The organism is Bradyrhizobium sp. NDS-1 (genome assembly GCF_032918005.1).
In the GTDB taxonomy this organism is placed as follows: domain Bacteria; phylum Pseudomonadota; class Alphaproteobacteria; order Rhizobiales; family Xanthobacteraceae; genus Bradyrhizobium; species Bradyrhizobium tunisiense.
This window is the reverse complement of the sequence record NZ_CP136628.1, coordinates 5,178,250-5,199,273: the sequence shown is the minus strand read 5'-3', so window position 1 is coordinate 5,199,273 and position 21,024 is coordinate 5,178,250. Positions and strand designations below refer to the sequence as shown.

Below are 21,024 nucleotides of genomic sequence, written 5' to 3'. Positions count from 1 at the left end.
AGCTCTCCGCCGCCCTGCCGACGTTCCACCGTCGCGCTTCCTGTTTGTCGATCGCGGGCGGTGAGATCCGGGATACTTTGCGCGCAGGCCTTCTACCAGCGTTTGAAGATGACGCTCGCGTTCACGCCGCCGAAGCCGAAACCATTCGAGATCACATGGTCCATCGCCATGCTTCTGGCCTTTGGACCGACGAGATCGACGCCCTCGGCAGCTTCATCCGGAGTCTCAAGATTCAGAGTGGGTGGGGCCACCTGGTCTCGAAGAGCAAGGACTGCGAAGATGGCCTCGGCCCCCCCTGCGGCACCGAGCAAATGACCGGTCGCGGACTTCGTCGCGCTCACGGCGATGCCGCCATGGGCTCCGAAAACCGATTTGATGGCCGCCAGCTCCGAGATGTCGCCGACCGGGGTCGAGGTCGAGTGAGCGTTGAGATGCTGCACGTTGCGCGGATCGAGCTCTGCCTGGCGCAGAGCGGCTTCCATGGCTCGCCGGGCGCCCGAACCGTCCTCGGGGCTCGAGGTGATATGATGGGCGTCAGCGGAAGTTCCGTAGCCGACGAGTTCGGCGATCGGCCGGGCGCCACGGGCGAGAGCGTGCTCGAGGTCTTCGATCACCAGGATCCCGGCCCCTTCACCCATGACGAAGCCGTCCCGGTCCCGATCGAACGGGCGAGACGCCTGCGAGGGCCGGTCATTGAAGCGGGTGGAGATTGCGCGAGCCGCCGCGAAGCCTCCAAGACTAACAAGATCAATGCAGGCTTCGGCACCGCCGCATACGGCCACATCGGCCTCCCCCGAGCGGATCAACCGAGCGGCATCGCCGATCGCCTGTACGCTGGCGGCGCAGGCTGTGACGGGAGCACCGAGAGGTCCTTTGAAGCCATACTGGATCGAGATGTGGCCGGCGGCGAGATTTGCCAGAAAGGACGGGACGGTGAACGGCGACAGGCGGCGGATGCCGCGTTGATCGACGGTCCGCACCGCTTCGACGATCGCTGGGAAACCGCCAATTCCAGAAGCGATGATCGTGGCGGTTCGCTCGAGAGCGCGCTCATCGGCCGGAGTCCAGCCAGCTTGCTTGATTGCCTCCGCGGCTGCGACCAATGCGAACTGAATGAACCGATCCATCTTCCGCTGTTCCTTGGGCGGAATCGTCAGGTCGGGGTCGAACCCACCATCGACGTCGTCGGCTTTGGTCGGCACGAGCCCGGCAACTCTCCCCGGCAGCGAGGCGGCCCAGTCGGGCAGGATCGTCAGCCCGGAGCGGCCAGCCAGCAGTCGCGACCAGGCCAGCTCTCTGCCGCAGCCGAGCGGAGACACCAGCCCCATTCCCGTAACCACTATTCGGCGCATGCGAGAACCCGATTTCCTGGAGATGAGAGGGTCGATTGCCAAGGCTGACTGCCAGAGTAGATACAGAAATTCAAGTAACTCTTGATAAGAAAGTAACGACCGAGGTCGACTGGCAACCTCGGCCGCTCTGCGGTCTAATCGATGGCGTGGACCATGGCGGCCAACTTCGCCTGCAATCCCGCCGGGTCGGCCTTGAACGCTGCCGCGGCACTTTCGGAAAGGACCCCCGGAAAGACCTCGTCCTTTCCGGCTTCGAGGGCATCCAAGGTATGGACCGCAACTTCGCTGGGTTTCAGCTTGGGATCCGGCATCGCCTTTCCAAGCGGAGTATCAACCTGCACCGGCAATACAGCCAAGACCTGAGATCCGCGTGCCTTCAATTCTGCTCGCAGGACGCGCGTCAGCGACAGTGCCGCCGCCTTGGAAGCCGAATAGGTTCCAGCTTGCGGAATGGTCACGAGCGACAGGAAGCTCAGGATATTGATCATCGCCCCGCCTTTCAGCGCCGGGGTGTTCCTGAATGCCTGCGCAAGAGCCAAAGGACCAAAATAGTTCACTTCCATCTCCTGGCGCGCCGCCGCAAGATCGCTGACGGACAGTGCGCCGTGGCCGCCGATGAATCCCGCATTGTTCACGAGCAGGGTCACATCGGATGCCGTCACGGCTGCCTTGGCGACCTGGTCGGGCCTGCTTACGTCCAGCTGGAGCGCGATCACTCGCGATTGGTCCTCGAAAAGTGATTGTACCGAGCCCGTGTCGCGCACGCCCGCGTAGATCTTCGCTGCGCCTCGCTTGAGCAGTTCCTCGACGAGCGCTCTCCCGATCCCTCCGTTCGCTCCGGTGACGAGGGCGACTGAACCTTCAACCTTCATCTCGATCTCCAATTCGTGCGCGGCCCGCGCGGCCACGTTGGCGTCTCAATATTCATTGCGATTGCAATGAATGTGTTAATTGCGTACGTAATCTATGAATGTCAAGGAGCCCATGAGCATCCGAGCGAGCAGAATATGAAGGTGTCGAAAGCTCAGGCGGCTCAGAACCGATCTTCAATCCTCGAGGTCGCGTCCAGACGGATGCGCAAGGGCGGTTTCGGAGCCATGACGGTGGGGGAGGTCGCCAAGGCCGCAGGACTTACCCACGGTGCGCTCTATAGTCATTTTCCTTCGAAGGAGGTGCTCTCGTCGCAAGCGCTGGCAGAGAGCTTCCGCCAATGTCATTCGGAGTTTTCCCAGCTGCCGCTTGCGGAGTTGCTGAGCCAATATCTATCGCTGCAACACCGAGATGTTCCGGAGAGCGGCTGCCCCATGGCCGCGCTGGTCTCGCAGGTCTCTCACGAAGAGGGCGCGATCCAGGAGGAGTTCGCCGCCGGGTTCGACGGATTCGCCGGCTTGATCAAGAATGGGCTGAAAGCTACCGGCAGATCGAATGCGGAATCCCGAGATCTGTCGCTTTTTGTCGCCGCCGCGATGGTCGGAGCGCTGGCCATTTCGCGCGCCTTGAAAGACGCAAAGCCGGCCGCTTCTGAAACGATGCTTGGCGCGGTCCGTCGGCAACTGCAACGGCTCCTGAAAACGCCGTAGCAAGGAAAGCGACGATCCTGCTCCCGCAGTAGTTTCGCGGATCATCGTCGACAGGCCCGCAATCCGAAGCGTTCGAGAAGTTCTGAACTCGGTTTTCGATCGAGCACATTTGAGTTGGGTCTCGTCAAAAAAGAACCGGCTGCTTTCGCAACCGGTTGAGTAGTCCACGTCCATAGCCTCGTCGTGCTGGACCGGACTGGGAGGTCCCAGGATAGAAGACCGCTGCCGCGGATTAGTCAATTCAAAAAAAGAACTAATAGGGGCGGAGCGACCAGCAAGCGGCTATCGCAGCAAGGTTTGCGCCTCGCCGCGAATGCCAAATCTGCGAGAGTGGTCGGCGAACCAGCTATTTCGGAAAGCAAGCGCCGAATGCCTTGAGCAGTTTCAGGGGCCCCTTGAGTCGGATCTTCCGTTGAGCGAGTGCCAGGATGACGGAGAGCCGTCCCGTGAGCGTTTGCAACCATGCCGTCGAGTCGGCTTGGATCCGCAGGTCGGCAGTTCCGGTCAGGCCAGGGGTGACGGTCAGTTTCTGATTCTTTATGACCACTGTGGCTTCTGCAGGCTGTTCTCCCGTGAACACGAAGTGGTAAGTGGCGTTGAGGCCCTTGGACTTGCCCCGCTGGAAGCTAAGTCCCATCCCGAAAAGAAACGCACCGATGCTCGTCGCACGCGCGCTGCTGCGCACGAACCGAAGCGTCTTGTGCGGGAACATTTTCGCAGCATGACTGGCTGCGTCCGAGTCTCGGACGACGTAGAGAGGCTCGATCTTCTCCTGGAGCGGTTTGAGGATGGTCTCAACGTGGGCCTTCCGATCCGCCAGGTAGTCCGCCATGACGTGTTCGCCGGCGGGGCAAACCGCGACGCAATAGGCGGCGTTGTAGTTGGGGCCGTAGGAGAGGCTCTGCCAGCGCTTTACGGTTTCCGCCAGCGGTTGACGGCTCCGGTAATCCTTGGCCGATTTGGCATCGGCGATATCCTCGATCCAGTGTGCGAACCCGCCCATGAACTGCTGATAATTGTGGTTCAGACAAGACGAGAAATCGAAGTATCCGTCCGGTTTGAGTGCGCCGACCGGACAGGCCACGACACACAGCTTGCACTCGAAGCACGGGTTGTAGTCGAGCGCCGTCGCCGGTGCTTCGATTTCGAGGTCGACCAGGACCGTGCCCAACAGGATGAAGCTGCCGAACTTGGGATGAATGACGCTGCGATGGATACCGCGCTTCCCCATGCCGGCTGCCTCGGCCACGAGCTTGTGTGAGACGACCCAGCCCCGTTCAGGATAGCGATCGAACTCCATCGGGAAAGCCATCGGCGGGTTCATCGCCGAGATTCCCATATCCTCGAGCCGACCAACCAATTCACGCGCGATGTCGTCCACGTCGTGGCTGACTTGATGGAATTCGTTGTTGGCCGCCGAACGGGTGGGCGAGCGAATTGGGGCGCGATGCGTTCGGCTCACGATGCTCACCGCCAGCCGAGCTCCCGCGAAGGCGCGGCGAGCATGAACGGCTTCGTCCCGCAGGAGCGGATCGTCAAGGCTCACGACGCCGCAATCGTCGGCACCGCACTCCATGACCAGCGCCTTCAAAGCGTCGAGGCTGAGCGATGCAGGCGGTGCCGGCGGGCTGAGCCGTATGCGGTCGGCGATCGGGTGATCCTTGAGTCCCGCCATGCTGGTCTCCTGATGCGAAGGCTGCGTGCGCCCTTGTGAGGTGTATCATGCAATTACGGGCATATGAGACTATCATTAGACATCAATGCAGGCAAACTGCCATTTCAATTGAAGTCTGCCTGTCGATTTGGTGCTAAGGGTCTGGAGCACCGACCCAAACGACCGAGGAAGCTTGAACTTGGCACGACGTTCGATTGCGATGAGTGATTTTCCTCAGAACTGCACTTGCAGCCAGCTCAGGCGGGCGGCTCGGCGCATATCGCGCTATTACGATCTCTGTCTTGCCGGCACCGGGCTCAAGTCAACCCAGTATAGCCTGCTGGGCTTCCTCGCCTCGGAAGGCCCGATGACGATGGCCAGCCTGGCGAACATCATGACGATGGATCGAGCGACCGTTGGCCATAATCTCCGGCCTCTGGAACGCGATGGCCTCCTCAAGATCGAGGTGAGCGAGGAGGATCGGCGGGTGCGGGAGGTTGCCATCACGGATCGCGGGCAGGAGATGCTGCTCGCGGCCTATCCGGCCTGGCAAAAGGCGAGGGCTGGATTCGAAACGGCGTTCGGGGTGCGTGAGGCGGGCCATCTCCGCGAGCTCATGAAGCGGGTCATCGATGCGCCATTGCCCAAAGTCAGGTCGGAGCAGGCCGCCACTTCTGGGCGAGGAGGGCGGCGGAAACTCAGGTAGCTTTTGAGTTGCTTTCCGACAATCCATGGCATGGATCGGCTTTGCCGACACGCACCTCGCGGCTATTCAGCGGTAAAGCAAGGTTATTCGATTCTGAATTGGCCGAGGCCTCCGTAACGTCCTAATCATTGAGGATGAAATCAATGGGCGGACGAGGAAAGTAATGCCGCCTTCTCGAAGCCCTGCCGATCTCTGCGCGGCCGTTCATTCATCAATGAAGCGAGAGTGCGGGATGTGTGCCAAGTCCAGCGCACCGGAACCGGCCGGCCGCAGCCCTCGGAGAGGCCGGTGATCGTTGTTCGCCGTCTTTCGCAGCTACAGGAGCATTCGCAATGCATTTGACCGTCAATGGTAAGCGCCACGACCTGGACGTTGAACCGGAAATGCCGCTCCTTTGGGTGCTTCGAGACGAGCTTGGCATCTTGGGGCCGAAGTATGGTTGCGGTGCGGGCCTTTGTGGCGCGTGCACCGTTCATATCGACAGCGAGGCGGTTCGCTCCTGCTCGATCAACGCTGGTGCGGTTCGCGGCAGCATCACGACAATCGAGGGTCTGGGGACTCCCGGAAACCTGCATGTGGTTCAACAGGCCTGGATCGAGCAGCAGGTCGCGCAGTGCGGTTATTGTCAGTCCGGCCAGATGATGACTGCAGCGGCGCTGCTGTCCAAAACCCCCGATCCTTCGGACGCCGAGATCGCCGAAGCCATGGACGGAAATCTTTGTCGATGCGGGACTTATGTCCGCATCCATAGCGCCGTCAAAACTGCAGCCCAGATGATGAAGGGGAAATAGCGTGGCTCGGCTCAAGACGATTGCAAGACGCACGTTTTTGATCGGCTCCGCGGCGATCGCCGGCGGCGTCGCGTTCGGCTACTACCAATTGCGCAAGGAGCCTCTCAATCCGCTGCTCAAGGACCTCAAGCCGGGCGAGGCCGCGATCACGCCGTATGTCCGCATCGACGCAAAGGGCGTCACGCTCATCACTCCGCGAGCCGATAAGGGGCAAGGCTCGTATTCCATTCAAGCTCATCTGATCGCCGAAGAGCTCGACGTCGATCCGCATAAGGTTCGCATCCATCCCGGTCCGCCAAGTCCGGCCTACTTCAACAGCCGGGTCATGGACGACAGCCTGCCGTTCTCTACGATCGACGATGGCATGATGGCGCGCGGGGCGCGGGGAGGCGGCGAAATGTTGAGCCGTGTGCTGGGTATGCAGATCACCGGCGGTTCGTCCACGGTACCCGACGGTTATCATAAACTCCGTTTGGCGGGAGCGGTCGCGCGAGAGACTTTGAAGGAGGCGGCCGCCAAGAGGGCGGGAGTGTCCCGATCGCAACTGAAAACCAAGGACGGTCAGGTCATCCTGCCTGACGGCAAGTCCATCAGTTACGCGGAGCTGGCCGTCGAGGCCGCGCTGCTTGCGCCCATTGCCGATGTCACGCTCAGACCGGAACAGGAGTGGCGCTACATCGGCAAGAAGATGCGCCGGATCGATATGGTCGCGAAGTCCACGGGTATCCAGCAGTATGGGATCGATGTTCGTCTGGACCGAATGGTGTACGCCACCGTCCGGGCCAATCCGGGCATGGGAGGCACGATCAAACGATATGACGCTTCCAGCGCGGAGAAGATGAGGGGCGTCAAGAAGATCGTCCCGATCAAAGACGGTGTAGGCGTCATCGCCGACAACACGTGGAGAGCTTTTCGGGCCGCGGCCGCCATCAAGATCGAATGGAACGATCCTCCTTATCCAGCCGATTCGGCCGGAATGTGGAAGGTGCTGGAGAATTCGTTCTCCAAAGACCTGCAGGATAGCCGGCTCCGCAATGACGGCGACGTCGAGAAGGCGTTCGCCGGCGCGTCCAAGCCCGTTGAGGCGGAGTATCGGACGCCGTACTTGGCCCACGCCCCACTCGAGCCGATGAATGCGGTTGTACTCTATACGAAGGAACGGCTCGACATCTGGACGGGAACGCAGATCCCGGTGTTCCTCCAGGGGCATGCGGCGAAGCTGACCCGACTGCCGGAAGAGAAGGTTTACGTGCACGCTCAGCCGATCGGCGGCAGCTTCGGAGCGCGCCTCGACGACACTTACGCGCTACAGGCGATCGAGCTCGCGATAGCCATGGAAGGCGTTCCGGTCAAGATGATCTGGAGCCGCGAGGAGAACATGGCGCACGACTATCCGCGCCCGATCCAGCTCTCGCGCGCGAAAGGTACGGTTCGCGACGGCAAGGTCGAGAGCATGGACATCGATGTCGCTGGGCAATCGATGGGCGCCTCCTGGTTCAACCGTCTGCAGGCGCCCCTTCCTCCCGGCCCCGACGTCTCCAGTGTCAACGGTATTTGGGACCAACCTTTCGCTATACCGAACTGCCGTGTGACAGGTTACCGGGCGAAGGAGATGGTGCCAGTCAGCCCGTGGCGATCTGTCGGAGCGTCCGGCAATGGCTTCCACCATGCTTCCTTCTTGGACGAACTGATCCACGCCGCCGGTGCGGATCCGATGTCCGAGCTCATTCGTCTCTGCAATCATGAGCCGTCAAAAGCGGTCTTGCATACCTTGCGAGATATTTCCGGCTGGAAAGGCTCGCGGATCGACGATCGGCGAGCCCGAGGGATAGCGCTGACGGTGTCATTCGGCGTGCCGATGGCCCAAATCGTCGACGTCAGCGATACGCCTCAAGGAATCAAGATCGACAAAGTGTATGCCGTTTGTGAGGTGGGGCGCATTCTGGATCCCATCAATTTCGAAGCGCAGGTGCAGGGAGGCATCATATGGGCCTTGGGCCACGCCATGAACTGCGAGCTGACATACGAGAACTTCGCGCCGAGCCAGACGAACTTTCACGTATTTGAGGCTATGAGGTTCCATCAGGCGCCGGAAATCATCGTCAAGGGATTGGAGCTTGGGGGAGAAGTGCGGGGAATTGGCGAACCGCCAGTCCCGCCAGCCGCACCTGCTCTCGCGAACGCAATCTTCGCTCTTACCGGAAAGCGTGTGCGCGAACTGCCGTTGAACAAGAGCGTCACGTTCGCGTGACGCCTCGAGGCGTAAGCAAACCAGCGCGTCGGCATGCGAGGACGTGGGTGGAGACCGGCGTCCCAGATCGCCTCGATGCTCATTTCGCACGCCGTGGGACGTGCTGAATGGTGGAAGTGAATTCCCGAAACTGCGCCCGCTCGCCGAACCGGGGACGACATGATGGTCGGCGGCTGAGATATGCGTGCGCTCCCATGGGCGTGCGATGCGTAAAGGGCCGCGCGGCAGGCGCGGGCGGGCATTCATCTCTGAATAGGGGCGGCACAAGATTGTCGTAGCCTGCTTCCGAAGCTCATTGTCCACTCGCCCGGGAGAAGGCGCGCTTCAGCGCCAGGTTCACTGTCTTGCCAGGAGGACGCAACTTGGACACGTGCTCCCATTGATCCCGTTGTTCGTCGGCGGCGCGTAAGTAAGTTCGATAATAGAAGTGACGCGCGCGGGATCTAGTTGTCGAGCGCAAAACTCAAATATGCCGGCAAATGTCTGTTGCATCGAAGAAGATCCTAACAGTGGAGCTTGACGAGTTCTAAAAAAGAACGGTAGGTTGAAGAAAAGCCAATAGCGACAAAAAGGGCTGCTTCGGCCTGCGATTCTGAACGACGATGTCGTCAGGAGATCGCACAGCGGAAGACAAACAAGAGACAGTTCCGTGCCAGCTATGGCACGCATGGGGGAGGACGGTTGATGATGTCCAAATGGAAAATTGCGATAGCCCTCGCTGTACTTCTGAGCGGTTCGGCCTCCGCTGCGGAAGAGCCAGGCATTTCCGATACCGAGATCAAGATTGGTGGGGTTTTTCCCTTCAGCGGACCGGCGTCATCGATCGGGCTCATTGGCAAGGGTCTTATCGCCTATATCCAATCGCTGAACGAGCGAGGCGGCGTCAACGGGCGCAAGATCAACTACATCGCCTACGATGACTCATACAGCCCACCCAAGGCGGTGGAGCACGTGCGCAAGCTGGTCGAGAGCGATGAAATCTCCTTCATGTACGGCCAGCTAGGTACGCCCGGCGTCTCGGCCACGGCGAAGTATCTCAGGGCAAAGGGAGTGCCCAGCATCGCGATCGTCAGTGGTGCATCCAAGTTCTCGGACGTCGAGAACTATCCCCTGATGACGACCGGTATCGTGAGTTACGATACCGAAGGGAAGATCTACGCCAAGTATCTCACCAAAGTGCTTCCTAGCGCGAAGTACGCAATTCTCTATCAGAACGACGATCTCGGCAAAGACTACGTCAATGCGTTCAAGGCGTATCTCGGCAGCGATTTCGATCGAAAGGTCGTGACTGCCGCTTACGAGGTGACCGAGCCGACGATCGACTCGCAGATCACGAACCTGAAGAGTTCAGGAGCCGAGGCTCTCGTGATCGCCGGGACACCGAAGTTTGCGGCGCAGGCGATCAGGCAGGCCTCGGTGATCGGATGGAAGGCGACCATCATCATCAACTTTCCTTCCGCATCTGTTGGCGGGACGCTCGCGCCGGCCGGGCTCGACAAGTCGATTGGCGTGATCGCAGGCACGATCACCAAGGACGTTGGGGACGAGGCGTGGAAGGACGATCCCGGTCTGCGGGATTATCGAAACTTCTTCGAGAAGTATCTACCCGGCGCCGACATCAGCAACGGGACCTACGCGGTCGGATATCAGCAGGGCATTCTGCTCGAGCGAATACTGAAACAATGCGGCAACGATCTGTCCCGCAAGAACATCCTGGCGCAAGCAAAGAATCTGAAGAGCGTAATCGTCCCCGTCGCGCTGCCGGGGATCGAGGTCAACACCAGCGAAAACGTGAACATGATGTGGACTCAAATGAGGCTGCAGCGCTGGACCGGCACGAGCTACAAATTGTTCGGAGACGTGCTCGACGCGAAGTCCGAGTAGCGGTCTCGGGCAGGAAAACTGCAAGGGAGCGCGTGATCAAATGCGCTGCCCGAGTTCCTTAGGCAAGTCGCCCGCACGAGTTTCGTGAGGTTGGCGGCAATCAGAAGCCGGATCACACGCGAGCGTGCCGGGACGGCCTGCGGTAAATCATGGGATCATCTTCAATGTCAACGAATACACCTGTCTTCGCGCCCAAAGAGGTCTCACTGCAGCGTCGGGACGACGGTACGCTCATCCTGAGTTCGCCGATCGAGCTGGGAGATTGCGATTGGCGCATTACGGATTTTCTCCCGACCTGGGCGAAAGCGGCTCCGAATCGTATCTTCCTGGCTCAACGCAATTCAAGCGGTGAGTGGGACGAGATCACCTATGGTCGCGCGTGGGCTCTGGTTCGGGCGGTTGGTCAAAGCCTGATCGAAATGGGGGCCAAGCCTGGGGACAGCCTCGCCATCCTGTCCGGAAACTCGATCGAGAACGCGATGATTTCCTTCGCCGCAATGTCGATCGGCGTAATCCTTGCGCCGGTATCGCCGAACTACACCTTGATGCCCGGCGGCCTTTCCCGCTTGAAGGACATCGCAGAGGTGCTGCGTCCCAAGTTCGTCTTCGTGCAGAGCGGACAGGCCTTCTCCGCTGGCCGCTCCATTCCCGAACTCGGAGCCGCCACCTGGATCAGCGTCGACGGTGCACCGGACACGGTACCGTATTCGGACCTGATGAAAGAGCGGGACGGCTACGAGGGCTTCGAACGCGCGTCGAATGCGGTATCTTGCGATGCTGTCGCAAAAATTCTCTTCACGTCAGGCTCGACAGGCCTTCCGAAGGGGGTCTTGAACACCCACCGCATGATGGCAAGCTCTCTGCAGATGGGCAGCCTGCTCGTAGCGCCGTCCGAGGCACCGGTCCAGGTTGAGTGGATGCCCTGGCACCACACGATGGGAAGCAACGTCATTCTGCATGGCATACTGAAGAATGGCGGAACGCTCTATATCGATGATGGCCGGCCTCTACCTCAGCTCTTCCACAAAACGCTCCTGAATCTGAAGGAGATTTCACCGACTGCCATGTTCAATGTGCCTGCCGGGTATAATTTCCTATGCGATGCGATCGAGAAGGATCCCGAGTTGGGCGCAAGCATATTGAAGCGGTTGGACCGGCTGAGTTACGCCGGCGCGGCCATCTCGCAGAACACGCTCGAGCGGCTTTACCGGTTGATGTCGTCGATCACGGGCCGGCAGATCCCCGTCATGTCGGGATACGGCACGACGGAAACCGCTCCAACGATCAGTACGACCCATTGGGCCACAGACCGTCCCGGGGAGATCGGCCTTCCGGCTCCCGGTTTACAGCTCAAACTGCTCCCCGTTTCCGATACTTACGAGGTCAGGGTCAAAGGTCCCAACGTCACGCCGGGCTACCTCGGAAGACCGGATCTGACGAAGATGGCCTTCGATGAAGAGGGCTTCTATCGTATCGGCGATACTGTCTCCTTCATGGACCCGGAAAAGCCGGAGGCGGGGCTTCGCTTCACAGGCAGGATCTCCGAAAACTTCAAGCTCGCCAACGGGACTTGGGTATCGATCGGAAACATGCGGGCTGCGATCCTGGCGGCGGCGCGCGGCGTGCTGTCAGACATCGTGGTTGCAGGCGAGAACCGCGAATGGTGCGGGCTGCTTTGCTGGCTCAACCCGACGGAAGCCGCCCAGATCGCGGCGCAGCCGTCTGCAGACCTCAACCGCGATGACCGCGTCGTGCAATTCCTGAAGGACCGCTTCCAGGAATACAACCAGACCGTCGGTAGCAGCGAGAACGTCGGCGCATTCTTGCTGCTCAATGAGCCGCCCTCGATGGCTGCGGGCGAAATTACCGACAAGGCGTACGTCAACCAACGTGCCGTTCTGAAACACCGGTCGGACCATGTCGAAGCTCTCTACAGTTCCGACCCGAGCCGAGGCGTAATCCGGGTTTGAGCGTGTTGCTGCTTGATCGCTTCATGGGAGATCGAGACGAAGGGCTCATCGTAGCCGCGGAGAGCCGACTACGCCGCAACCTCTCGCAGGACGGCAGAGCTGCCGCGCGGAGCGCTCTCAGGCCGCCTTGCGTCGCGCCTTGGCTTTCGGCGCAGGCCCTTCCGCTGCGTTCCCTGCGAGGGGCCGTCCGGCGCCAGGGCCCGCATGCGTGTGAACCTCTTTGGCTAGAACCGGTTCGCCGCACTCGGAGCACACCATGACGGGATCGAAGTCCTTCCCGCAATTGCGGTGCTGGTGCAGCAGGGGCCGGCCGCGTTCGTCCACCATGTGAGTATCGCCCCAATGCACGATCGCCATCATGATGGGATAGAGATCCAACCCCTTCTGGGTCAGGATGTACTCGTGACGTTTAGGCGACTCTTGATAGGGAATCCGACGAAGAATGCCTTGCCGAACGAGCTTCTTCAGCCGTTCGGCGAGCAGATGGCGCGTAATTCCCAGTGCAGACTGAAAACCTTCGAAGCGGCGGGTGCGCAGAAAACATTCGCGCAGGATAAGCAGGGTCCATCGATCGCCAATGACCCCAATGGTTCGGGCCATTGAGCATGGCTCTTCCTCAAGTTCTTTCCATTTCATCGCGGTCTCCAAATACCGACCGTTCTCCCGAATCCGGGGGATAACGATAGTTTGCCGCATTCTAGATAGGTACTGAACTTCGAACAATACCCTCAGGGAAACTGGCCCGGTATGCGCATGGTAGGTTTGACAGTTCGAAAAAGGAACTATAATCTCATGGGCCAGCTCAACCATCATTAAGTTGTCCGGAGAACGCCGATATGACCCCGAAAGTAGAGTTCATGTTCGATTTCGGCAGCCCGAACGCTTATCTGGCCGAGATCGCCATTTCTGGCATCGAGCAGCGCACCGGCGCCAAGTTCGAGTACGTTCCGGTTCTTCTTGGCGGCATCTACAAGGCGACCGGCAACATGTCGCCCTTCGACTCCCTTCGTGGCATCAAGAACAAGCCCGAGTACCAGGCGCTCGAGACGGAGCGGTTCATTCGCCGGCATAACGTAACCAAATTTCGTTCGAACCCCTTTTTCCCGGTCAATACGCTCATGTTGATGCGGTGCGCCGTTGCCGCGCAATTGGAGGGGATGTTCAAGCCCTATTTCAGGGCGGCCTATCATCATATGTGGGAAGAGCCGAAGAAGATGGACGATCCGGAGGTGTTCCGGACCGCGTTCGTCGCTTCCGGCGTCAATATTGACAGGTTGGCGAAGCGCGCCCAGCAAGACGACGTGAAGAAGAGGCTGATCGATCTGACGAACGACGCGGTAAGCCGCGGAGCGTTTGGCTCGCCGACGTTCTTTGTCGGGAAGGAGATGTTTTTCGGAAAGGACCAGCTTCGGGACGTGGAGGAATCGATTGTCGAGCAATCGAAACTCCAATCTGCGACGGCCTAAGATCCACCAAAAGACCGGCTTGGCCCAAGGTGGCCGCTGGTGATTGCGAGCGGTTTCCTCGCTCGCTCATCGAAACTGCAATATGTGCGCTCTGCTTCGTCGAACTGCGTTGCGAAGCGGTCCATCGGTGCGAGTGCGGTCGACGCAAAAGCCGCGACTCGCGCGGACGTGTGACTGCGCCTCTCGGTTCTCGTGAGCGAGACTGTCCTGCGTCGCGAGCAAGCGTCGTTTCGAGGAGGACCGGCCCAAATATCGATTGACGAGTTCTAAAAAAGAACGTTATGTGCAGGGAAGGTAAGGCGGCCGTTGGCGAGATGATCCAGCGGTTCGCAGCAGAATACTCAACAAGCGAGATGTAATCTCACAGGGAGCACGCCCGTGCAGAAGAGAAACGCAACCGTGGCCGTGATCGGCGCGGGTGACTTCATCGGCGGCGAGATCGCAAAGAAGTTCGCCTCGGAAGGGTTCACGGTTTTCGCGGGTCGCCGTAACGGCGACAAGCTGGCGCCGCTCGTCAAGGAGATCGAGGCTTCCGGCGGCGAGATCCATGCCCGCTCGCTCGATGCGCGGAAGGAAGATGAGATCATCTCCTTCCTCGGCGATGCCGACAAGCACGCGCCCCTGGAAGCGTGCATCTTCAATATCGGCGCCAACGTCAATTTTCCGATCCTCGAAACGACGGAGCGCGTCTTCCGCAAGGTTTGGGAGATGGCTTGCTATTCCGGATTCCTGGCCGGCCGCGAGGCGGCGAAGCTGATGTTGCCGCGCGGAGGCGGCAATATCTTCTTCACAGGCGCGACGGCGTCGCTCCGCGGCGGCTCCGGCTACGCGGCCTTTGCAAGTGCGAAGTTCGGCTTGCGCGCGGTGGCGCAGGCCATGGCGCGTGAGTTGGGGCCCCAGAACATCCACGTCGCTCATCTCATCATCGATTCAGGCGTGGACACCGAGTGGGTGCGGCAACGTCGGCTGGAAGCGCTCGGCCCCACCGCACTCGACGATCCGGATGCCTTGATGCCTCCGTCCTCCGTGGCAACGTCCTACTGGCAGCTCTACCAGCAGCCCAGGAGCGCGTGGACGTTCGAACTGGAAATTCGTCCTTTCGGCGAGAAGTGGTAAGGAGAGCCTTTCATGGAGCTCGCACTTTCGCCGGAGGACGCTGCATTCCGAGATGAGGTCCGCTCCTTTATCGCGGACAATTATCCGGCGGAGATGCGCGTCCCGAATCCGGAGACCGATTTAACGAAGGAGCAGTCGCTGCTCTGGCACCGTATCCTGCACAAGAAGGGCTGGATCGCGCCGCTCTGGCCCAAGGAATACGGCGGCCCCGGCTGGTCGGTGACGCGGCGCTTCGTCTTCGAGCAGGAGACGACCCGTGCCGGCACGTTGCCTCCGCTCGCGTTCAGCGTGACCATGGTCGGGCCGGTGATCTACACCTTCGGCAACGAGGCGCAGAAAAAGCGCTTTCTGCCTCGGATTCTGTCGGGTGAGGATTGGTGGTGCCAGGGTTACTCGGAGCCCGGCTCCGGCTCGGACCTTGCGACCGTCAGAACCAAGGCCGTGCGCGACGGCGACCACTACATCGTCAATGGTCACAAGACGTGGACGACGCTTGCGCAGCACGCCGACTGGATCTTCTGCCTGGTGCGAACCGACCCGAATGCGAAGCCGCAATCCGGCATCTCGTTCCTGCTGATCGACATGAAGTCGCCTGGCGTGACGGTGCGGCCGATCATCACGATCGACGGCAGCCATGAGGTCAATGACGTCTTCCTCGAGAACGTCCGCGTGCCCGTCGAGAATCTGGTCGGCGAGGAGAACAAGGGCTGGACCTACGCCAAATTCCTGCTTGGCAACGAGCGCACCAGCATGGCGGGCATCGGCCGGTCGACCCGTTACATCCAGAAGCTCAAGCAGATCGTGAAGGCCGAGATTCCCGCCGATGATCCGGCGCATGTGGAGTTTCTGCGGGACATCGCCCGCATCGAGCTCGATGTGCTGGCGCTGGAGGCGACCGAACTCCGTGTCGTCGCCCAGATGGCGCGCGGCATCGATCCCGGTCCGGCGGCCTCGCTGTTCAAGATCCGCGGGACCGAGATTTTCCAGAACATTACCGAGCTCACCCATCGCGCGATCGGCAATTACGGCCTTGCGATCCGGGAGCATCCGGTCAGTGCCAACCGCTTCATGCCGGGTCCCGATTACGGTCATACGGCATCGGAGAAATACCTGAACTCGCGCAAGCTCAGCATCTACGGCGGCTCGAACGAGATCCAGCGAAACATCATCGCCAAAGCCGTTCTTGGCCTCTAGCCGCGGCATATCGGGAGGACCGGATGGACATCCAGTTCACGGAAGAGCAGGAATTGCTGCGATCCAGCGTCCAGCGCGTGCTGCGCGATCAGTACGATTTCGATAAGCGGCGCAAGATCCTGGCGAGTGAAGAGGGTCTCAGCCGGAAGCAGTGGGAGGCTTTCGCCGAACTCGGTCTGCTCGCTGCGCCATTCTCCGAGGATGCAGGCGGTCTCGGCGGCGGTCCTTTGTCGACCATGATCATCATGCAGGAGTTCGGCCGTCACCTCGTCGTCGAGCCCTTCGTCGAGACGGTGGTGCTGGCAGGTGGTTTGATCGAATCCGCGGGCACCGCCGAGCAAAAGCAGGAGTTCATCCCTGGCATTATCGACGGCACGAAGATCTGGGCGCTGGCCTGGACGGAGAAGAAATCCCGTTTCGATCTGGCCAATGTCACGACAACGGCACGGCGAGACGGACGCGACTACGTTCTGAGCGGCGAGAAGACCGCAGTGATCGCCGCGCCCTGGGCGGATTATTTGATCGTGTCGGCGCGGACCTCCGGCTGCGACAACGACCGGCACGGCGTCAGCCTTTTCGTGGTCGACCGTCGCGTCGCCGGTGTCGATCTTCAAAGCTTCAAGACGATCGACGGCCGACGCGCCGCGGAGATCCGCATGCGCGAGGTCCGCGGACAACTGCTGGGAAAGGAAGGCGAGGGCGTTGCGGCACTTGAAGCGTGTCGCGACCGCGCCATCGGGGCGCTCTGCGCGGAGGCCGTCGGCGCCATTGGCGAGCTGAATTCCGCCACACTGGAATATTCCAAGACCCGCAAGCAGTTTGGCACGACCATCGGCTCCTTCCAGGTGCTGCAGCATAGGATGGTCGACATGTTCATCGCGCATCAGGAGGCGCTCTCCCTGATGCAACATCTCAACCTCAGCCTCGCCGCCGGCGATGCGGGGCTTCCGCGGCTTGCCTCGGGCGCCAAGTCGAAGATTGGTTATGCCGGCAAGTTCGTCGCCGACCAGGCGGTGCAGCTTCACGGCGGCATGGGAATGACCGACGAGCTGAACGTCGGACATTATTTCAAGCGTATCTCCTCCATCAACATCCAGTTCGGCGATCCCGCGTTCCATGTGCTGCGTTACGCGCAGCTCGACGCGGCAGCGTAAGCAGAGAGGCAATATGACGACTGAAGCAGTAATCGTTTCCACCGCTCGCACGGCGGTCGGCAAAGCTTACCGTGGGTCCCTCAACAATACCGAGGGGCCGACCCTGGCCGGTCACGTCATGGCCGAGGCAGTGAAGCGCGCCGGCATCGCCCCTGGTGAAGTCGAAGACGTGGTGATGGGCTGCGCCATGCAGCAAGGCACCATGGTGATGAACGTGGCCCGCAAGGGGGCGATCCGTGCGGGCATGCCGGTGAGCGTCGCCGGGACGACGATCGATCGGCAATGCGCCTCTGGCCTGCAGGCGATCGCGGTGGCGGCACGTTCCGTGATGCTGGACGGCGTGGACGTCGCGATCGGAGGCGGCATCGAGTCGATCAGCCTGGTGCAGAACGAGCATATGAACAAGTTTCACATGGTCGACGATGAATTGATGGCGATGAAGCCGGACATGTACATGTCGATGCTCGAGACGGCGGAAACGGTCGCCGAGCGCTACAAGATCGGCCGTGACAAGCAGGATGAGTACAGCCTGGAGAGCCAGCGCCGCGTCGGAGCTGCTCTTCAAAGTGGTCGGTTCGACGACGAAATCGTCCCGATCACGACCAAAATGGCGCTCGTCAACAAGGAGACCAAGCAGGTCACCTTCGAGCAAGTGACGCTCACGAAGGACGAAGGTCCGCGTCCCGACACGACCGCAGATGGCCTCGCCAAGATCAAGCCGGTGTTCGAAGGCAAGACCATCAGTGCGGGCAATGCGAGCCAGCTTTCGGACGGCGCTTCGGCATGCGTGATCATGAGCGACAAGATCGCGGCCAAGAAGGGACTCAAGCCGCTCGGTATCTTCCGAGGCTTCGTTGCCGCGGGCGTCGAGCCGGATGAGATGGGTATCGGCCCGGTCGTCGCGATCCCGCGGCTTCTGAAGCGCCACAACCTCAAGATCGACGACATCGATCTCTGGGAGCTCAATGAGGCTTATGCCGTTCAGGTGATCTATTGCCGGGACAAGCTCGGCATCGATCCGAACAAGCTCAACGTCAATGGTGGCTCGATCGCGATTGGTCATCCCTATGGCATGACCGGCGCCCGCCTCACAGGCCACCTCCTGCTCGAAGGGCGGCGACGAAAGGCCAAGTACGGCGTCGTGACCATGTGCATTGGCGGCGGCATGGGTGCGGCGGGTCTTTTCGAAATCATCCATTGAGCGAAGCAGCGGGAGTTCATCGTGAAAACAGCGATTACTGAACTGTTCGGAATCAAGCATCCGATTATCCAGGGCGGGATGCACTATGTCGGGTTCGCCGAACTCGCAGCCGCGGTGTCGAACGCCGGCGGTCTCGGCCTCATTACCGGCCTGACCCAAAAGACGCCCGAGCTGTTGGCCAAGGAAATCGCGCGATGCCGCGATATGACAGACAAGCCCTTTGGCGTGAATCTCACGTTTCTGCCCAGCTTCACCGCGCCGCCTTATCCCGAATATATCGCGGCGATCAAGGAAGGCGGCATCAAGGCGGTCGAGACTGCCGGCCGGAGCCCGGAAGAGTACATGCCGGCGCTGAAGGCGGCCGGCATCAAGGTGATCCATAAGTGCACTTCGGTCCGGCATTCGCTGAAGGCCGAAAGAATCGGCTGCGACGCGGTCAGCGTCGATGGCTTCGAGTGCGGCGGTCATCCCGGCGAGGACGACATGCCGAACATGATCCTGCTGCCTCGCGCCGCCGATGAGCTCAAGATTCCGTTCGTCGCCTCGGGCGGCATGGCGGATGCGCGAAGCCTCGTCGCGGCTCTTGCGATGGGGGCGGCCGGCATGAACATGGGCACTCGCTTCGTCGCCACCAAGGAGGCGCCTGTCCATGACAACGTGAAGCAGGCACTGGTCAAGGCGACCGAGCTTGACACGGTGCTTGTCATGCGCGCGCTGCGGAACACCGAGCGCGTCCTGAAGAACAAGGGTGTCGACGAGCTGCTCGAGATCGAGCGCGAGAAGGGGGCAAGCTTGAAGATCGAGGACATTCTCGACCAGGTTGCCGGCGTCTACCCGAAGGTGATGATAAATGGCGACATGGATGCGGGAGCCTGGAGCTGTGGCATGGTCGTGGGGCTGATCAATGACATCCCGACCGTCAAGGAGCTGATCGATCGCATCATGGCCGATGCGGAACGTATCATCCGGCAGCGGCTGACGGGCTTCCTCGACGGTGCGGGCAAGGGTTCCGTCCCGGCACGCGCAATCGCTTAACGCCTCTGGAATAGCAGGGATAACCAGACTGGACGCTCATTGGTCTCAGCGTCCAGTCCACTTATGAGTCTGTCGCATATTCTTCAGTCATGCCGATCGCCGGAAAGAGAAGCCCGTTGCTTCCTCGGCTGATTTTGGCGCTGGATTGGAGCGCGAATACCGCGCAAGTCCGAGCGACAAGTGCCAGAGTTGCCAAGTCCCCGCTCGTGCAACTGATGGACGCGGCGTTCAGTCCCGAGCCGCCAAATGACGCATCGGATAGTGCTCATCATGACCGGCGCCGTTCTTCACGATGGGATCCTGTGAGGTTATCGCTTCGATGCTCTCATCGTCGGCGATCTGGTAGAGTGAAACGCCATAACCGCCACCCGGCCTACCGGTGAGACGTGCTGACGGGCACCGGCGGCGAGCCGATTAAGAGCATATAAGACAAAAGCTTATGCGCTGGCTATGTAGGGTCGGCAACGATGCCGCTCATCCTGATGCGGGGGCAGTCATGCAATGGTCGACAACACGCCGCTGGTCCGCTTGTCGTACAACTTGCAAAACGCAAGTTATAAGATATGCTTCGATCGACAAGGAAGACGCAAATCAGGGGAGGGGCTGTTGAAGTTGGCCACCTATCGATCGAACGGTCGGAGCAAAGTCGCGCTGGTTCATGCCGGCGACACACGTTTGTTCGATCTCGCTTCCGCAACCGAGCGAGCCGGCAAACCAAATCCGGCTTTCAATTCAATGCTTGATCTCATCGACGACTGCGACGCTTCGCTCGATGCAGCGTCGGACCTGTTCAGTCGATACGGGCAGGACCAGGATCTGTCGTCCGATGTCGCCGCATCGGAGCTTCTCGCACCGCTGCCGGAGCCGCGCCAAATGCGCGACGGTATGTCGTTCCCGGTGCACATCGTTCAAGCTCCGATTGGACACCTCAAGCTCCAGGCACGAAAAGCCGGCGATGCGGTTGAACTCGCCCGCCTTCAGGCGGCGCCTCTGCCTGAATTGCCGGAAATCTATCGCAAGCAGCCGATCTACTACATCACGAACCGCTTCAGCGTCGGAGGCCCCAACACCACCGTGAGATGGCCGCGCTATAGCCGAATGATGGACTACGAGTTGGAGTTCGGCATCATCACCAAGAACAGGGGCGCGAACATCTCTGCAGCGAAAGCGCGCGATCACATATTCGGGTTCACGATCTTCAATGATTTTTCCGCGCGCGATGCCCAGCGGCTTGAGATGGAAGGCAAGCTGGGGCCCGCCAAAGGCAAGAGCTTCGATGGCGGCAACGTGCTTGGGCCCTGGATCGTGACGCCAGATGAAATAGGCGATCCCTACAAGCTGACCATGGAAGCGCGCGTCAACGGGGAGACCCGGTCGCGAGGCGCCAGCGAAGGCATGCTTTTCTCGTTCGAGGAAATCATCGCCCATGTGACGCAGGACGAGACGTTGATGCCGGGCGAGTTCATCGGCTCCGGTACTGTGGGCAATGGCTGCGGCCTCGAACTTGGTTGGTTCCTCGAGCACGGCGACAGCATCGAACTCGAGGTCGAGAGCATCGGGATCTTGAAAAATCGGGTTGAGCGCCAGACGGCCTGAGCGAAATGCAACTTGCAAAACGAAAGTGAACGTGTAGTCTCAGCTTAAGGGATGGTCGCAAGAGCCATCAGTAC

Annotated in this window: 17 protein-coding genes; 13 read left to right on the top strand and 4 right to left on the bottom strand. The window is 60.4% G+C overall.

The features are described from left to right. Nucleotides 1-92 precede the first annotated feature (92 nt). Nucleotides 93-1,352 carry a beta-ketoacyl-ACP synthase II gene (gene fabF / locus RX330_RS24410; protein ID WP_317240128.1) on the bottom strand — a complete coding sequence of 420 codons (1,260 nt, stop codon included), beginning with the start codon at nucleotides 1,350-1,352 and terminating at the stop codon, nucleotides 93-95. 134 nt (nucleotides 1,353-1,486) lie between these two features. Next, nucleotides 1,487-2,260 (bottom strand): SDR family NAD(P)-dependent oxidoreductase, encoded by a 774-nt coding sequence (locus RX330_RS24405; protein WP_317240127.1) that lies wholly within the window; start codon nucleotides 2,258-2,260, stop codon nucleotides 1,487-1,489. Between the two features lie 99 nt (nucleotides 2,261-2,359). On the opposite strand from RX330_RS24405, the gene RX330_RS24400 reads away from it, so the two are divergent. Beyond that, a complete protein-coding gene (locus RX330_RS24400) occupies nucleotides 2,360-2,932 on the top strand; it encodes a TetR/AcrR family transcriptional regulator (protein WP_317240126.1) in 573 nt (190 codons plus the stop codon). A gap of 346 nt (nucleotides 2,933-3,278) precedes the next feature. Here RX330_RS24400 and RX330_RS24395 read toward each other — a convergent pair whose 3' ends face one another. Further along, nucleotides 3,279-4,607 (bottom strand): SCP2 sterol-binding domain-containing protein, encoded by a 1,329-nt coding sequence (locus RX330_RS24395; RefSeq protein ID WP_212092628.1) that lies wholly within the window; start codon nucleotides 4,605-4,607, stop codon nucleotides 3,279-3,281. A 178-nt stretch (nucleotides 4,608-4,785) separates the two neighbouring features. Between RX330_RS24395 and RX330_RS24390 the strand changes: the two genes are divergently transcribed. From RX330_RS24390 to RX330_RS24370, 5 genes are all read left to right on the top strand, one after another. After that, nucleotides 4,786-5,292 carry a MarR family winged helix-turn-helix transcriptional regulator gene (locus RX330_RS24390; protein ID WP_212092627.1) on the top strand — a complete coding sequence of 169 codons (507 nt, stop codon included), beginning with the start codon at nucleotides 4,786-4,788 and terminating at the stop codon, nucleotides 5,290-5,292. A 332-nt stretch (nucleotides 5,293-5,624) separates the two neighbouring features. Continuing rightward, complete coding sequence (locus RX330_RS24385) at nucleotides 5,625-6,083, top strand: (2Fe-2S)-binding protein (RefSeq protein WP_317240125.1); 459 nt, start codon at nucleotides 5,625-5,627, stop codon at nucleotides 6,081-6,083. A 1-nt stretch (nucleotide 6,084) separates the two neighbouring features. Further along, nucleotides 6,085-8,334 (top strand): xanthine dehydrogenase family protein molybdopterin-binding subunit, encoded by a 2,250-nt coding sequence (locus RX330_RS24380; protein WP_317240124.1) that lies wholly within the window; start codon nucleotides 6,085-6,087, stop codon nucleotides 8,332-8,334. Nucleotides 8,335-9,018: 684 nt separating this feature from the next. Beyond that, nucleotides 9,019-10,218, top strand: a complete 1,200-nt coding sequence (locus RX330_RS24375) for an ABC transporter substrate-binding protein (protein ID WP_317240123.1) — start codon at nucleotides 9,019-9,021, stop codon at nucleotides 10,216-10,218. A gap of 164 nt (nucleotides 10,219-10,382) precedes the next feature. Further along, the gene (locus RX330_RS24370) at nucleotides 10,383-12,188 is read left to right on the top strand and encodes an AMP-binding protein (RefSeq protein WP_317240122.1); all 1,806 of its coding nucleotides are present in this window, start codon (nucleotides 10,383-10,385) and stop codon (nucleotides 12,186-12,188) included. A gap of 117 nt (nucleotides 12,189-12,305) precedes the next feature. On the opposite strand, the gene RX330_RS24365 is transcribed toward RX330_RS24370, so the two are convergent. Further along, nucleotides 12,306-12,824 carry a winged helix-turn-helix transcriptional regulator gene (locus RX330_RS24365; RefSeq protein WP_317240121.1) on the bottom strand — a complete coding sequence of 173 codons (519 nt, stop codon included), beginning with the start codon at nucleotides 12,822-12,824 and terminating at the stop codon, nucleotides 12,306-12,308. A gap of 200 nt (nucleotides 12,825-13,024) precedes the next feature. On the opposite strand from RX330_RS24365, the gene RX330_RS24360 reads away from it, so the two are divergent. The 7 genes from RX330_RS24360 (at nucleotide 13,025) to RX330_RS24330 (ending at nucleotide 20,950) form a co-directional block, all read left to right on the top strand. Continuing rightward, nucleotides 13,025-13,654, top strand: a complete 630-nt coding sequence (locus RX330_RS24360) for a 2-hydroxychromene-2-carboxylate isomerase (protein ID WP_317240120.1) — start codon at nucleotides 13,025-13,027, stop codon at nucleotides 13,652-13,654. Between the two features lie 378 nt (nucleotides 13,655-14,032). After that, nucleotides 14,033-14,770: an SDR family oxidoreductase gene (locus RX330_RS24355; protein ID WP_317240119.1), complete on the top strand. Its 738-nt coding sequence runs from the start codon at nucleotides 14,033-14,035 to the stop codon at nucleotides 14,768-14,770. Nucleotides 14,771-14,782: 12 nt separating this feature from the next. Continuing rightward, nucleotides 14,783-15,964, top strand: a complete 1,182-nt coding sequence (locus RX330_RS24350; protein ID WP_317240118.1) for an acyl-CoA dehydrogenase family protein — start codon at nucleotides 14,783-14,785, stop codon at nucleotides 15,962-15,964. Between the two features lie 23 nt (nucleotides 15,965-15,987). Continuing rightward, nucleotides 15,988-17,118 (top strand): acyl-CoA dehydrogenase family protein, encoded by a 1,131-nt coding sequence (locus RX330_RS24345; RefSeq protein ID WP_317240117.1) that lies wholly within the window; start codon nucleotides 15,988-15,990, stop codon nucleotides 17,116-17,118. A gap of 13 nt (nucleotides 17,119-17,131) precedes the next feature. Beyond that, nucleotides 17,132-18,319: an acetyl-CoA C-acyltransferase gene (locus RX330_RS24340; protein WP_317240116.1), complete on the top strand. Its 1,188-nt coding sequence runs from the start codon at nucleotides 17,132-17,134 to the stop codon at nucleotides 18,317-18,319. 21 nt (nucleotides 18,320-18,340) lie between these two features. Next, on the top strand, nucleotides 18,341-19,354 hold the full coding sequence (locus tag RX330_RS24335) for an NAD(P)H-dependent flavin oxidoreductase (RefSeq protein WP_317240115.1): 1,014 nt from the start codon (nucleotides 18,341-18,343) through the stop codon (nucleotides 19,352-19,354). Between the two features lie 606 nt (nucleotides 19,355-19,960). Next, nucleotides 19,961-20,950, top strand: a complete 990-nt coding sequence (locus tag RX330_RS24330) for a fumarylacetoacetate hydrolase family protein (protein WP_317240114.1) — start codon at nucleotides 19,961-19,963, stop codon at nucleotides 20,948-20,950. Nucleotides 20,951-21,024: the final 74 nt, after the last annotated feature.

Bases quoted from the DNA above. Each gene is read 5' to 3' on its own strand.
- RX330_RS24360 (WP_317240120.1), top strand. From the start codon at position 13,025: ATGACCCCGAAAGTAGAGTTCATGTTCGATTTCGGCAGCCCGAACGCT.
- RX330_RS24345 (WP_317240117.1), top strand. From the start codon at position 15,988: ATGGACATCCAGTTCACGGAAGAGCAGGAATTGCTGCGATCCAGCGTC.
- RX330_RS24370 (WP_317240122.1), top strand. From the start codon at position 10,383: ATGTCAACGAATACACCTGTCTTCGCGCCCAAAGAGGTCTCACTGCAG.
- RX330_RS24400 (WP_317240126.1), top strand. From the start codon at position 2,360: ATGAAGGTGTCGAAAGCTCAGGCGGCTCAGAACCGATCTTCAATCCTC.
- RX330_RS24375 (WP_317240123.1), top strand. From the start codon at position 9,019: ATGATGTCCAAATGGAAAATTGCGATAGCCCTCGCTGTACTTCTGAGC.
- RX330_RS24385 (WP_317240125.1), top strand. From the start codon at position 5,625: ATGCATTTGACCGTCAATGGTAAGCGCCACGACCTGGACGTTGAACCG.
- fabF (WP_317240128.1), bottom strand. From the start codon at position 1,352: ATGCGCCGAATAGTGGTTACGGGAATGGGGCTGGTGTCTCCGCTCGGC.
- RX330_RS24365 (WP_317240121.1), bottom strand. From the start codon at position 12,824: ATGAAATGGAAAGAACTTGAGGAAGAGCCATGCTCAATGGCCCGAACC.
- RX330_RS24395 (WP_212092628.1), bottom strand. From the start codon at position 4,607: ATGGCGGGACTCAAGGATCACCCGATCGCCGACCGCATACGGCTCAGC.
- RX330_RS24340 (WP_317240116.1), top strand. From the start codon at position 17,132: ATGACGACTGAAGCAGTAATCGTTTCCACCGCTCGCACGGCGGTCGGC.
- RX330_RS24350 (WP_317240118.1), top strand. From the start codon at position 14,783: ATGGAGCTCGCACTTTCGCCGGAGGACGCTGCATTCCGAGATGAGGTC.